The following is a 13,280-nucleotide window of genomic DNA, read 5'->3' as shown; positions in this document are numbered from 1 at the left end:
GTTTGTGGTCGTTTCGACACTTCCACTTTGGCACATCGATGCCGTCAGGTAACAGGAGGGCTCTTCTCATTGAAGAGCACTGCGGACCCATACCTGAGGCGGGAGGGAGGCGTCCATTACATCTCCTACGCGGGTACGGTCTCCGTAGGAGCGGGCTTGACCGCGATCATCATGCGTGATCGCGGTTTTTGCCCCCTACCCGGGCAGATCGCGCAGATCCATCGTCGGCTGGGCGCCGAAATCCTCTGCCAGCAGGTAATCCACCAGGCGCGCCGCGGCGGCAGCCGGCGCGGTGAGGCCGCCGGCTTGCTGCATGGCGACGAACTGGTCACGTAGCGGGAACTGCTCCAGCGTGCACGCACGCACCGTCGCCTGCATGTCGGTATCCAGCACGCCCGGCGCCGCGCTGCAGATGCGCAGGCCGGCGCCATCATCCACCTGCACCGCGCGCGCATGATGGTCGAGCGCCGCCTTGGTGGCGCAATACACGCTCCAGCCGGCGTAGGGCTTGCGCGCAGCACCGCTGGACACATGCAGCACGCGCCGCTCGCCGACGTCCGGCAGCGCGGCCACCGCCGCGGCCAGCATCAGCGGCGCCGCGACGTTGAGCGCCACCGCACCGGCGATGGCGGCCGCGTCCTGCAGGCGCAGCGGCCCGACCGGCTGCAGCGTGCCGGCGTCGTTGACCAGCAGCAAGGTCTTGCTGCCGGCGGCGAAGCGGGCAAGCTCGCCGCCCGCGATCCACGCTGCCAACGCGGCCGAGTCGGCCAGGTCGATGGCGTGCTGCGCCAGGCTGCTCGAGAATCGCTCGCCCAGCGCATCGTTGGGCCGGCGGGCCAGCCCCAGCACGGCAACACCCCGCTGCAGCAGGTTCTCGGCGATCGCCGCGCCCAGGCCGCGGCTGTGTCCGGTGACGATGGCCCTGATCATGGTGGCAGCCTCCTCGCAATGCCTCAGTTCGATGCCGCTGGCGGCGAAAAGATCCGCTCGCAGCATTCCAGCCAGGCACGCGCCGCGCGCGAGACGTAGTCCTCGCGCCAGATCAGGCCGAGATCCCACACCACCTCGGGGTCGCGCACCGGCCGCCGCACGATGCGCGCCGGGTCGAGGCGGGCGAAGGCCTCGTCGGGCAGGATGCCGATGCCGACGTCGGCCGCCACCAGCTCGCCGATGAAGTCCCAGTAGCGGCTGCGCGCGACGACGTTGGGAATGAAGCCGGCGCTGGCGCAGGCATCGGACACCATGCGCGCCAGCGCAAAGTCGTCCTCGTACAACACGAAGGGGTAGTCGGCCAGCTCGCGGAACGACACCGGCCCCGCCGCGGCCGACGTGCGCGAGGCGGGGAACAGGGCCGACGCCGCCTGCCTCGCCACCGGATAGCTGGCCAGTCCCGGTCGCGACACCGGCAGGAAGGTCACCCCGATGTCCAGTTCGCCGCTGACCACCGCATCCTCCAGCGCGCGCGTGCCCTGCTCGCGCAGGCGCAGCGTCACGTCGGGATATTGCTGGCGATAGGCACCGATCGCCCGCGCAAAGTACGAGCCGGTCGCCGGCGGGATGCCGATCGTCAGCTCGCCGCGAGTGAGGCCATCGACCTCGGCCACTTCCTGGCGCAGGCGGGCGACCTCACCCAGCACCGCCTGGCCACGCGCATGCACCACCTTGCCGGCCTCGGTCAGCCGGGTATGGCGGCCGTCGCGGATCAGCAGCGGGCCGCCGAGCTCCTCCTCCAGGCTGCGCACCATCTTGCTGATGGTCGGCTGGGTGACATGCAGGACTTCCGCCGCCCGGGTGAAACTCTGCTGATTCACGACCTCGACGAAATAGCGCAAGGCACGAACATCCATGATGATTCTCTTTAAGAATTGAAATTATGATTTCTATTCATTTTACGAATTAAAAACCGCCGCGTACACTGCATTCGTCCTCCCGATGAACCTGTGCCGCAGCGACGGCACGTGGAGCGAAACGGCGACCGGCAGCAGGCCGGCGCCGGCGCGGAGGGACTGAAAAGGAGAGCAATATCATGAAAGCCATCGAACGCACCCATGCCCATGACCGTCACCCGACCGCCAGCCTCGCCGGCGAGGTCGAGCGGCTTCGCGCGCAGAACGCGATGCTGCTTGCGGCCATCGCCTCGGCCAACGCGGCGATGTCGGCAGCGCCGAGCTGGCATGAGATGCACCGCACCGCGCAAAAGATGCTGCGCACTGCCCTCAACGAGGCCGGCACCGGCTCGCGTCCGCACCTGCCGCAACGCCGCCTGGCCTGAGCGGCCCTCGCCCGCCCGTCGAGGCCGGGCGCCGCGTCAGGTGCGCGCCGACAACCCGGCCACGATCAATCCGCCGCACACGTCTGCCGGCACCGGGCGGCTGAACAGGTAGCCCTGCACCTCATCGCAGCCGGAGCCACCGAGGAAGGCGAGTTGCGCCTCGGTCTCGACGCCTTCGGCGATGACCTTCAGTTGCAGCGTGTGCCCGAGCTGGATGATCGCCTTCACGATGGAAGCGCCATCGGCATCGGTCAGCATGTCGCGCACGAAGGACTGGTCGATCTTCAGCTTGTCCACCGCAAGCTGCTTCAGGTAGGCGAGGCTGGAATAGCCGGTGCCGAAATCGTCGATCGACAGTTTCACGCCCAGCGCCTTCAGCGCACGCAGCGTGCGCATCGTCAGCTCCACGTCCTGCAGCAGGATGGATTCGGTCAGTTCCAGCTCCAGGCAGTGCGGCGGCAAGCCCGACTCGCGCAGCGCCGCGGTCACCGTCTCGAGCACGTTGCCGCGCTTGAACTGCAGCGCCGACAGGTTGACCGCCGTCACCAGCCGGACGCCGGTGTCCGCCAGCCACGCCTGCGCCTGGCGGCAGGCTTCGGAGATCACCCATTCGCCGATGGCGACGATGTGCCCGCTCTGCTCGGCGATCGGGATGAAGCGGCCGGGCGGGATCAGCCCCTCGAGCGGATGCTGCCAGCGCAGCAGCGCCTCGACACCGATGATGCGGCCGGTGGCGACATCGATTTGCGGCTGGTAGTGCAGCACGAACTCGCCCCTGCGCAGTGCCCCCGGGAACATGCCGGTGAGGCGCATGCGCTCGACGACGTCGGCGTTCATCTCGCGCGTGTAGAAGCGGAAGGTGTTGCGCCCGTTCTCCTTCGCGTTGTGCACGGCGGTGTCGGCGCGTTTGAGCAGCGTCTCGAAATCCCGCCCGTCGTGCGGAAACACGCTGATGCCGACCGAAAACGAGGTCGTCAGCAGATGCTCGCCCACTGCCAGCGGCTCGGCGAAGGCCCCCTGGACAGCTTCGGCCGCAGCGGCGATGGCTGCCAGGTCGCCGACATTCGTCAGCAGCACCACGAACTCGTCGCCGCTCAGGCGGGCAATGGTATCGACCTCAGGCAGGCACTGCTTGAGCCGCTCGACCGCCTGCACCAGCAGCCGGTCGCCGGCTTCGTGGCCAAGACCGTCGTTCACATGCTGGAAGTTGTCCATGTCCAGATACAGCACCCCGAGCAGGCCTGAAGCGCCCTCCCTGTCGGCGATCAGTGCCGCGTGCTCGAAGCGATCCCTCAACAGCAGGCGATTGGGCAGGCCGGTGAGGCTGTCGTAGCTCGCCAGGTAGGCAACCCGTTCCTTGGCGGCCACGTGCTCGGCGCGGGTGCGCAGCGTGATGATGCCGAAGGCAAGGTCGTTCGCCATCTCCTCCAGCAGGCTGATCTCGTCCGCATTGAAGGCGTTGGCCTCGCGCGCATACAGGGACAGCGCGCCCAGCGTGGTGCCCTCGCAGACCAGGGGGAGCGCCAGCGACGCCTGATAGCCGCGCTCCAGCGCGGCCTCGCGCCAGGGCGCCATCTTCGGATCGGTCAGCACGTTCTGGATGACGGCGCTGCTGCCGGTGCGGATCGCCGTGCCGGTCGGGCCGCGGCCGTACTCGGACTCGTCCCAGGTCACCCTGATGGTGTCGAGATATCCCGCCTCGTAGCCGGACTGGGCGATCGGCCGCACCGTCATGTCGCCGCCCTCGCCCACATAGCCGACCCAGGCCATCAGGTAGCCGCCGCGATCGACGATCAGGCGGCAGATCTCCACCAGCAGGCGGTATTCATCGTCGGCATGGACGAGCGCGGTGTTGCAGTCGCTGAGCAGGCGCAGCGCGCGGTTGAGCCGTTCCTGGGCAAGCTCGGCCTCCTTGCGCGCGGTGATGTCGTTGAACGTGACCGCGATATCGCCATCCGGCAGCTTGTACACGAAACGCTCGCGCCAGCCCGAGACATGCTCGTCGGCGTAGAAGCACGCCGGGCAGTCCTCCGGGATGCCGCTTTGCCAGACGCGGCGCATCGCGTCCAGCAGGCCGATGTCCGCCACACCCGGGAACACGTCCTGCACGCGCCGGCCCAGCACCGCGCTGCGCGACACGCGGTCGATGCGCTCGGCCGCCCGATTGAACGCTGAAAAATAGAAGTCGCGGCCGTCGTCCGAGGCGCGGAACAGCGCCACCGCATTGCTCATGTTCTCGAACACGGCGGTGTGCTTGGCTTCGGACAGACGCAGCTCGCAGGTCATGCGCTCGGCCATCGTCAGCGCGCGCCTGCGCGCGGTGAGCATCAGCCACGCAATGCCGCCCAGCAGGCCACTGCCCAGCACTCCGGTGACCAGCACCAGCGCGGCTTCGTCCACATTGAGCCGTGCATCGAAGGCCGGCAGCGAATGCGCCACCACCGTCCAGCGACGGCCATGGACCTCGATCGCGCGCTCGACCCGATGCAGGGCGCGGGACGCATCGACCGACGCTGCCGAATCGAACATCAGCGCATCCTCGTCACGGCCCTCGCCATCGTAGATCTTCAGCCCGAGGGCCGCGCCGAGCTCGCCCGGCTGGCTGCCGAGCAGCCCGCTCATCAGGTCGTTCATGCGAAAGGGCGCGTACACCCATCCCTGCAGCGCCATGCGCCGCTGGGCACGCGTATCCAGGCCGACGCCGGTCCGATACACCGGCAGGTACATCAGGAAGCCGGCCTGCCCGTCGCGCTCGGTCTCCTGCACCAGCCGGACGCGGCCGGAAATGCTCGTCACGTCTTCGTCGGCAGCGCGCTCCATGGCCGCACGGCGCACCGGCTCGCTGTACATGTCATAGCCGAAGGCGCGCTGGTTGCGCCAGTCGAACGGCTCCAGATACAGGATCGCCGCGTACCACTCGCGCTGGCCCGGCGGACGGATGTCATAGCCCGGGAAGCCTTCCGCACGCACGGCCAGCACATGGCGCGCCCGGTCAGCAGCCGGAATCCACGACGCGAAGCCCACCCCCTGTACGCCCGGGTAGCGGCTCTCGAGCTTGAGCGCACGCACGTAGGCGCGAAAGTCGCTCCGCTCCACCGCGCGCGACGCTGTGAACAGGCCGCCGACGCCCGCCAGGATCTCCTCGTAGGCTGCCAGCCGGCCACGGATATTGCCGACCAGGTCGTCGACGCGATACGTGAACTCCTCGCGCAACGCCGCTTCCGAGCGCAGGAGCAGCGTGCGCTGCACGACGTGCGTCAGGGCCAGTCCGACCGCGAAGATCAGCAACGGAATCAGGAAGCCATGAAGTCGGGACGGGCGGCTCGGCATGTCGTGGGGTGGCGGCGGAGTCATGCGCAGTGCGCTTTGGCGGGAAACGGCTTACCACTTTGGGTATGGATGCATGTTACCGATTAACGCGCCGGCGGACCGGCCTAAAGTGGGCGCGCCGCGTTCCTGGCCCATGCGCGGAGGCGCGGATAGAATCGCGCGTTCTGCGACCCGCCTCGCCTCCTTGCGGCACGTCATGAAGCCCAGCCCACTCCGCATCCGCCCGACGCTTCCCGCTGCACTGCTCGCCGCGGTCCTGGCCGCGGCTTGTGCCACGCCCGCACCGCAGCCGGTGCAGCCGCCCGCGCCGGTCGAAAGCCGGCAGCCCACCCCGGGGGCAGCCGTCGGCGGAGTGCCACCCGCATCGTCCCAGCCGCTGCCGCCCCCCTATCCTGTCGCGCCGGGCAGCCCGATGCAACCGCTGCCCGCGCCCGGCCTGCCGCCGCTGTCGCCGCCACCGGCGATCGGCCCACAGGGCCAGGCGCTCATCCAGCGCCTGCTGCCGCCGACGGCAGCGCGGGATCGCGCCGGCTGGGCCGCCGACATCGCCAGCGCCTTCAACGCGCTGGGCCTCGTGCCGAGCGCCGAGAACTACTGTGCAGCGATCGCGGTGATCGAGCAGGAATCCACCTTTCAGGCCGATCCGGCGGTGCCCGGCCTGCCGAAGATCGTATGGCGCGAGATCGAGACGCGACGCGCGAAGTACATGATCCCCAAGCTCGCGCTCGACGCCGCGCTGTCCAAGCCCTCGCCCAACGGCCGCAGCTACAAGCAGCGCATCGACGCGCTGCGCACCGAGCGCGAGATGAGCGAGCTGTTCGACGACATGATCGACGAGTTGCCCGGCGGCAAGCTGCTGCTGTCCGGCTACAACCCGGTGCACACCGGCGGCCCGATGCAGGTCAGCGTCGCCTTCGCCGAACAACACGCGCGCACGAAGCCCTATCCGCTGGCAGGCAAGGGCACGCTGCGCGACGTGGTGTTTTCCCGGCGCGGCGGGGTGTATTTCGGCATCGCCCACCTGCTCGACTATCCCGCCCCCTACCGCGACCCGCTTTACCGCTTCGCCGATTTCAACGCCGGCCACTACAGCAGCCGCAACGCCGCCTTCCAGCAGGCAGTGGCACAACTGAGCGGGCAGCGGCTGGTGCTGGACGGCGACCTGCTGAGCTATGTGAACGGCGCGCCGAGTGCCGCCACCAGCAGCACCCAGCGCGCGGTGTTCGGCCTGGCGTCCCGGCTAGGGCTGAGCCGGGACGAGATCCAGGCCGGCCTGCGGCAGGAGAAGGAGGAATCCTTCTACCGCAGCAAGGTGTATCAACGCGTGTTCCAGCTCGCCGACGCCGCCGCAGGGCGCCCCGTGCCGCGCGAGCTGGTGCCGCGCATCGATCTCAAGAGCCCGAAGATCCGCAGCAAGATCACCACCGCCTGGTTCGCCGACCGCGTCAAGATGCGCTACGGCCACTGCATGGACCGCGCCGCCCTCGCCCGCAGCCTCTGATGACGCTGCGGGAACGGCCCCGCGCCAGCGGCCGTCCAGAAGGAGCAGACCGGGCCGCGATCCTGGGCGAACCATTTCACCGTGCGCTGCCGCCGCAGGTCGGTATTCCGGTCATCGTTTGATCCAGGTCAAATACGACCGCCCGCCGCAGGCTATAGTTGCAATCACCAACTATTTACGCGTCCTGGCGGCTCGGCCCACCCGGCTCCCCGCGCCACCGATGCGAAGGATGACACCGTGACCCGCATCATCGACATCACCGAGCTCGCGCTGCGCGACGCCCACCAGAGCCTGCTCGCCACCCGCATGGCGCTGGAGGACATGATCCCCGCCTGCGCCGACATCGACCGCGCCGGCTACTGGTCGGTCGAATGCTGGGGCGGCGCCACCTTCGACGCCTGCATCCGCTTCCTCAACGAAGACCCATGGGAGCGGCTGCGCACCTTCCGCCGTCTGCTGCCCAACTCGCGCCTGCAGATGCTGCTGCGCGGCCAGAACCTGCTCGGCTACCGCCACTACGAGGACACGGTGGTCGACCGCTTCGTCGACAAGGCGGCCGAAAACGGCATGGACGTGTTCCGCGTGTTCGACGCCCTCAACGACGTGCGCAACCTGCAGCGCGCCATCGCCGCGGTGCGCCGGACCGGCAAGCATGCCCAGGGCACGATCTGCTACACGGTGAGCCCGCTGCACACGGTGCAGGGTTTCGTCGACATGGCGCAGCGCCTGGTGGACATGGGCTGCGACTCGATCTGCCTGAAGGACATGGCCGCGCTGCTGAAGCCGCAGCCGGCCTACGACATCGTCACGGGCATCAAGCAGCGTTGTGGCCCCGGCGTGCGCGTGCATGTGCACACCCACGCCACCACCGGCGTGACGCTGGTGAGCCTGATGAAGGCGATCGAGGCCGGTGCCGACTGCGTCGACACGGCGATCAGCTCGCTCAGCCTGGGCCCCGGCCACAACCCGACCGAGAGCCTGGTCGAGATGCTCGAAGGCACCGGCTTCGAAGCGCGCCTGGACAAGGACCGCCTGCGCCGCATCCGCGACCACTTCGCCAGCGTACGGCCACGCTACGCGGAGTTCATGTCCAACATCCACGGCGTCGACACCGACATCTTCGACAGCCAGATCCCGGGCGGCATGATCTCCAACATGGAGAGCCAGTTGAAGCAGCAGAACGCCGCCCACCGCCTGAAGGAAGTGCTGATCGAGGTGCCGCGCGTGCGCGAGGACGCCGGCTTTCCGCCGCTGGTGACGCCATCGAGCCAGATCGTCGGCACGCAGGCGGTGTTCAACGTGATGATGGGCCGCTACAAGGCGATGTCGGGCGAGTTCGCCGACCTGATGCTGGGCTACTACGGCGCAGCGCCCGGCGAGCGCGATCCCGAGGTGGTGACGCTCGCCGAGCAGCAGGCGAAGAAGCCGCCCATCGACTGCCGCCCCGCCGACCTGCTCAAGCCCGAATGGCACACGCTGCGCGAAGCGGCGATCGCGCTGCCCGGCAGTGACGGCAGCGACGAGGACGTGCTGACGCACGCGATGTTCCCGCAGGTGGCGCCGAAGTTCTTCGCCAGCCGCAGCCAGGGGCCGAAGAACCTGGGCAAGGATCCGGCCGCCAATGCACCCACCGCCAGCGGCAGCGCCGCCGCACCCGCCAGCGCCGGCAGCGCCACGCCGGTGCGCGTGCCCGTGGCCTACGACGTCACCCTCAATGGCCGCTCGCACCGCATCACCGTCGCACCGGTGGGCTGAACCCGCTGCGCCGCCCCCTCCCCCCAAGGATTCCGGAGAACATCGCATGAACACCATGCAGGACAAGATCGCCGACCTGCAGCACCGCCGCGCCGAGGCTGAAGCCGGCGGCGGCGCGGATCGGCTGCAGAAGCAGCGCGACGCCGGCAAGCTCACCGCGCGTGAACGCATCGCCGCGCTGGTCGATGCCGACAGCTTCGACGAGGCCGGCCTCTTCGCCGCGCACCGCTCCACCCTGTTCGGCATGGCCGGCAAGTCCCTGCCCGCCGACGGCGTGGTGACCGGCGCCGCCGCGATCGGCGGTCGCCTCGTGCATCTGGCGAGCCAGGACTTCACCGTGGCCGGCGGCTCGGCCGGCGAAGTGCATTCCACCAAGGTCGCCGACATCATGCAGATGGCGCTGAAGACCGGCTCGCCCTTCGTCTTCATCAACGACTCCGGCGGCGCACGCGTGCAGGAGGGCATCGATTCGCTGTCGGGCTACGGCAAGGTGTTCCACGCCAACGTGCTGCTGTCGGGCGTGGTGCCGCAGATCTCGCTGATCTGCGGGCCGTGCGCCGGCGGTGCGGCCTACAGCCCTGCGCTCACCGACTTCATCATCCAGACGCGCCAGGCCCAGCTCTTCATCACCGGCCCGCAGGTCATCAAGCAGGTCACCGGCGAGACGGTCTCCGCCGAGCAGCTCGGCGGGCCGGACGCGCACATGCTGCATTCGGGCGTGATCCACTTCATCGCCGACGACGACCGTCACGCGGTGCTGCTGTGCCAGAAGCTGCTGAGCTTCCTGCCCGCCAACAACCTGGAAGACCCGCCGCAGATCGAGGGTGACCGCCGCGTCGAGCCCAACCCTGCACTCGAAGCGCTGGTGCCGGTGGAAGGCCGCCAGGGCTACGACGTGCGCAACGTGATCGCCGCCATCGTCGACGCCGCCGACTTCCTCGAAGTGCAGGCAGGCTACGCACCCAACGTGGTCGTCGGCTTCGCCCGCATCAGCGGCGGCACGGTGGGCATCGTCGCCAACCAGCCGCTGGTGCAGGCCGGCGCGCTGGACATCGACGCCTCCGACAAGGCGGCGCGCTTCATCCGCTTCTGCAACGCCTTCAACATCCCGCTCGTCACCTTCGTCGATGTGCCGGGCTTCCTCCCCGGGGTGAAGCAGGAATACGGCGGCATCATCCGTCACGGCGCCAAGCTGCTGTTCGCCTATTCGTCGGCCACGGTGCCCAAGATCACCGTGATCCTGCGCAAGGCCTACGGCGGCGCCTATGTGGCGATGTGCAGCAAGGATCTGGGCGCCGACCGCGTGTTCGCGTGGCCGACCGCCGAGATCGCGGTGATGGGCGCCGAAGGCGCGGCCGAGATCGTATTCCGCAAGGAGATCGACCAGGCCGACCAGCCCGACGAGAAGCGCCGGGAGCTGATCCGCGAATACCGCGAGACCTTCTCCAACCCCTACGTGGCCGCCGAGCGCCGGCTGGTGGATGCGGTCATCGAGCCGGCGCTGACCCGCCGCCACATCGCGCAGAGCCTCGAATACCTGCGCACCAAGCGCGAACCCCGGCCGCACAAGAAGCACGGCCTGATGCCGCTGTGAGGACGCCGCGATGAGCGAACAGGACAAGCTGCTGGCGGTGATCGACGAACTGCGTGCCGAAGTGCGCAGCCTGGCGGCACGCGTGGCCGAACTCGAGGCGCGCGAGGCGGTCGCCGGCACGCCGACCACCGTCGCCCCATCCACCACGCCCCCCGTGGCACCCGCCGACACGGTGAGTGAAGAGGAAATGCTGGCGATCTCCGCCGCCATCGCCGCCTTCCTCGGCGTGCGTGCAAAGATCCGCCAGGTGCGCCTGGTGCATTCGGCCACCTGGGCGCAGGTCGGCCGCGTGCACATCCAGGCATCGCACCGCGTGCATTGAAAGGAATTCCACCGTGAAACTCAGGATCACCCTCAACGACAAGACCTTCGACGTGGACGTCGAGGTTGCCGAAGCCGACGTCACCACCCTGCCGCCGGCCTACCCGGTCGGCTCCGCGGTGCTCGCCGGCAGCGTCGCCAGCGCGCCGCCCGCCCCTGCCGCAGGCACGAGCGCAGCGCCGGTCAACGAGGACAAGGTCTGCCGCAGCCCCGTCTCCGGCATCGTCGTCCGCCTCATCGCCCAGCCCGGCCAGCACCTGCAGGTGGGCGATCCGCTGATGGTGCTGGAGGCAATGAAGATGGAAACCAACATCAGCGCCCCAATCGCCGGCCGCGTCAAGGCGCTGAACGTCGCCCAGGGCGACAACGTGCAGTCGGGGCAGGTGGTGGTGGAGTTCGAGTAGGCCTGCTGCCCGGGCGGCCCAGGACAGACGACGGCAAAGAATTCGGCCAGGTTTGCCGCCGCACGCTCCGGTGCTACCCCGTGCTCATCCCTTTCCCCGAAACCCCCCTGCGTTCAGTCACGCTCAGGGTAAACGGATGTGACGAGCGCACGAACGAAGACGCGATCGCGACGCGCAAAGTCCCACCGTTCGATGAGGCAGCATTGGCCTGCTTCGGTCCCGGCAAGTGCCGCGTCGCCACTCGCACCGGACGCCTCTCCCCAACGCAGGATGTTCACCGAATTCGGTACCCCGGGCAGCGTGCGCCACGACACGGCGGTTCCGGCCAGGAGCACCCACAGGCGCCGCGCCAAGCCTTGCGGCGCCAGCGTGCCGGGGAGGTGGATATGCCCGCACAGCACGAGATCGGCGCCGGCGGCCGACCACGCGCGTAGCGCGGCATGGTGGCCGCGCAACAGGCTGGAAGCATCCTCACCGCGGGGCAGCGCTGCCGGGTGGTGCACCACCACCACGCGCAACTGCTCCGGGTGGGCTTGGCTCAGCCGACTTGCCACGCGCTCGATCTGCGCCGGGGACACCTCCCCGTTCTTGTGTCGCCACATGCGCGTGGTGTTGACACCCAACACCAGCAGATCCTGCGATGCATGCAAGGGCTCGAGATCCGCACCGAACACCGTGGCGTAAAGCGCATACGGGCGGATCAGGCGCGTCCAGAGGTCGAACAAGGCCACGTCGTGGTTACCCGGCACGGCCAGGACAGGCACCCCCAATCGCGCGATGAAGTCCTGCGCCGCGCGAAACTGAGCGCGCCGCGCACGCTGCGTGATGTCGCCCGACAGCACCACCACATCCGGCCGCTGCTGCGCCGCCAGGGCGACCAGCGCCTCGACCACCGCAGCTTGTTCGGTGCCGAAATGCGTGTCGGAGATATGCAGCAGGACGCTCATGCCGCAGCCTGCGGCACGTTTGCCGTACCCGCTGGGTCCGTTGCCTGGAGCAGGTACAAAGGCCTGTCCAGCACACGAATGTCGATCGGCACGCGCATGCGCGCCACTTCACCGTCAAACGCCACCGTGATCTCCTTGCGGCCGGGCGCCAGCCTGGGTTTCACCACCATGTGCGTGAATTCGAAGCTCTCCATGCCCGCGGCCTCGCCCAACCTGCCCATCGCACCGTGCAGCATCAGCCCGATCATCGACAGCGTGCCGATGGGCCGCAGCATCAGCGCGGCCAGACTGCCGTCACCGGGCGTACCGGCGACGGTGTCCTCGGGCTCCGCGCCAAACTGCTGCAGTTGCAGCCGGTTGTTGCCAATGAAGAGCGTCAGGGTATGCAAATCGCGAACCGTGGCGCCCATCTCGATGTGCAGGCGCAGGCGGCGCTGCGCGCGCAACAGGGTCGAACAGCCCGCGATGAAGGCCACCCAGCGGCTGCGCCCAAAGCGGGCCTTGTAGGCCTCGCGGTCCTGCAACAGTTCCGGATAGACCCCCAGGCTGGCATTCACCAGGAAGACGCGGTCGTTGATGGTTCCCACCTGCACCGGCCTCGGTTGCGCATGCAGCAGGTGTCGCACTGCGGCGGCGGGTTCGGTGGGGATGCCGTGCGCCCGGGCAAAGTAATTGAAGGTGCCGTAAGGGATGACGCCCATCGCACAACCGGCCGCGTGCGCGGCCTGAGCCATCGTGCTGAGGCTGCCGTCGCCGCCGACGGCAATCACGGCCGAAGCGCGCGCCACCGCCTGCGCTGCGGCATGGGTCGCCACACGCACCAGTTCATCGGGACGGCAGATCAGCAACTCGCCCTTGCGGCCGTGCGCAGCAAGGGCCGCCTCGATCACGGCGCGCTTGGCGTCGAGTTCGAGTGCGCCCGCCGCGGCGTTGATGACGAACAGCAGGGCAGCCGCGGGGTCGATCTCGGGTTGAAGGGCGTGTGGGTTTCGTGTGTCTTGCATCGGGTGTGTCCTTCAGAAGACGCTTCGAACGGCCCCGCCAGAAACGGACGAACGCTCACGGAACCGTCGAGCAACATCGACAGTCCGAGGGGCAGACAGGTTCAAGCGGAGTCTGGCGGTCACTGACGTCAGCGTGATGCGGTCGGAATCCA

11 protein-coding genes are annotated in these 13,280 nt (G+C 68.6%); 6 read left to right on the top strand and 5 right to left on the bottom strand.

All coding sequences use genetic code 11. The annotated features are described in order from the left end of the window. Positions 1 to 195 precede the first annotated feature (195 nt). A complete protein-coding gene (locus GH664_RS18850; protein ID WP_153169602.1) occupies positions 196 to 930 on the bottom strand; it encodes an SDR family oxidoreductase in 735 nt (244 codons plus the stop codon). Between the two features lie 23 nt (positions 931 to 953). Next, a complete protein-coding gene (locus tag GH664_RS18845; RefSeq protein WP_153169601.1) occupies positions 954 to 1,847 on the bottom strand; it encodes a LysR substrate-binding domain-containing protein in 894 nt (297 codons plus the stop codon). A 179-nt stretch (positions 1,848 to 2,026) separates the two neighbouring features. On the opposite strand from GH664_RS18845, the gene GH664_RS18840 reads away from it, so the two are divergent. Continuing rightward, positions 2,027 to 2,272: a hypothetical protein gene (locus tag GH664_RS18840; RefSeq protein WP_153169600.1), complete on the top strand. Its 246-nt coding sequence runs from the start codon at positions 2,027 to 2,029 to the stop codon at positions 2,270 to 2,272. A gap of 36 nt (positions 2,273 to 2,308) precedes the next feature. Here GH664_RS18840 and GH664_RS18835 read toward each other — a convergent pair whose 3' ends face one another. Further along, entirely contained in the window at positions 2,309 to 5,626 is a 3,318-nt protein-coding gene (locus GH664_RS18835) for an EAL domain-containing protein (protein ID WP_153169599.1), read from the bottom strand. A 172-nt stretch (positions 5,627 to 5,798) separates the two neighbouring features. On the opposite strand from GH664_RS18835, the gene GH664_RS18830 reads away from it, so the two are divergent. From GH664_RS18830 to GH664_RS18810, 5 genes are all read left to right on the top strand, one after another. Further along, positions 5,799 to 7,103 (top strand): DUF1615 domain-containing protein, encoded by a 1,305-nt coding sequence (locus tag GH664_RS18830; protein ID WP_153169598.1) that lies wholly within the window; start codon positions 5,799 to 5,801, stop codon positions 7,101 to 7,103. A gap of 237 nt (positions 7,104 to 7,340) precedes the next feature. Continuing rightward, positions 7,341 to 8,858: a methylmalonyl-CoA carboxytransferase subunit 5S gene (locus GH664_RS18825; protein WP_153169597.1), complete on the top strand. Its 1,518-nt coding sequence runs from the start codon at positions 7,341 to 7,343 to the stop codon at positions 8,856 to 8,858. Positions 8,859 to 8,913: 55 nt separating this feature from the next. Continuing rightward, a complete protein-coding gene (locus tag GH664_RS18820; RefSeq protein ID WP_153169613.1) occupies positions 8,914 to 10,452 on the top strand; it encodes an acyl-CoA carboxylase subunit beta in 1,539 nt (512 codons plus the stop codon). Between the two features lie 10 nt (positions 10,453 to 10,462). Continuing rightward, positions 10,463 to 10,774, top strand: coding sequence for a hypothetical protein (locus tag GH664_RS18815; RefSeq protein ID WP_153169596.1), 312 nt, complete (start codon positions 10,463 to 10,465; stop codon positions 10,772 to 10,774). 13 nt (positions 10,775 to 10,787) lie between these two features. Next, entirely contained in the window at positions 10,788 to 11,177 is a 390-nt protein-coding gene (locus GH664_RS18810) for a biotin/lipoyl-containing protein (protein WP_194270445.1), read from the top strand. Positions 11,178 to 11,290: 113 nt separating this feature from the next. On the opposite strand, the gene GH664_RS18805 is transcribed toward GH664_RS18810, so the two are convergent. Both GH664_RS18805 and GH664_RS18800 read right to left on the bottom strand, forming a co-directional pair. Then, positions 11,291 to 12,124 carry a metallophosphoesterase gene (locus GH664_RS18805; RefSeq protein ID WP_153169594.1) on the bottom strand — a complete coding sequence of 278 codons (834 nt, stop codon included), beginning with the start codon at positions 12,122 to 12,124 and terminating at the stop codon, positions 11,291 to 11,293. After that, positions 12,121 to 13,128 (bottom strand): diacylglycerol kinase family protein, encoded by a 1,008-nt coding sequence (locus GH664_RS18800; RefSeq protein WP_153169593.1) that lies wholly within the window; start codon positions 13,126 to 13,128, stop codon positions 12,121 to 12,123. The genes GH664_RS18805 and GH664_RS18800 overlap by 4 nt, the downstream gene beginning before the upstream one ends. Between the last annotated feature and the right edge of the window lie 152 nt (positions 13,129 to 13,280).

Source organism: Thauera sp. 2A1, from assembly GCF_009469595.2.
GTDB lineage: Bacteria > Pseudomonadota > Gammaproteobacteria > Burkholderiales > Rhodocyclaceae > Thauera.
The sequence above is the reverse complement of the archived record's forward strand: the minus strand, read 5'-3'. Positions and strand labels throughout refer to the sequence as shown.

What these genes read in the sequence shown, in the direction of transcription:
- GH664_RS18835 (WP_153169599.1), bottom strand. Translation starts at nt 5,626, where the DNA reads ATGACTCCGCCGCCACCCCACGACATGCCGAGCCGCCCGTCCCGACTT.
- GH664_RS18805 (WP_153169594.1), bottom strand. Translation starts at nt 12,124, where the DNA reads ATGAGCGTCCTGCTGCATATCTCCGACACGCATTTCGGCACCGAACAA.
- GH664_RS18845 (WP_153169601.1), bottom strand. Translation starts at nt 1,847, where the DNA reads ATGGATGTTCGTGCCTTGCGCTATTTCGTCGAGGTCGTGAATCAGCAG.
- GH664_RS18820 (WP_153169613.1), top strand. Translation starts at nt 8,914, where the DNA reads ATGCAGGACAAGATCGCCGACCTGCAGCACCGCCGCGCCGAGGCTGAA.
- GH664_RS18800 (WP_153169593.1), bottom strand. Translation starts at nt 13,128, where the DNA reads ATGCAAGACACACGAAACCCACACGCCCTTCAACCCGAGATCGACCCC.
- GH664_RS18840 (WP_153169600.1), top strand. Translation starts at nt 2,027, where the DNA reads ATGAAAGCCATCGAACGCACCCATGCCCATGACCGTCACCCGACCGCC.
- GH664_RS18850 (WP_153169602.1), bottom strand. Translation starts at nt 930, where the DNA reads ATGATCAGGGCCATCGTCACCGGACACAGCCGCGGCCTGGGCGCGGCG.
- GH664_RS18815 (WP_153169596.1), top strand. Translation starts at nt 10,463, where the DNA reads ATGAGCGAACAGGACAAGCTGCTGGCGGTGATCGACGAACTGCGTGCC.
- GH664_RS18830 (WP_153169598.1), top strand. Translation starts at nt 5,799, where the DNA reads ATGAAGCCCAGCCCACTCCGCATCCGCCCGACGCTTCCCGCTGCACTG.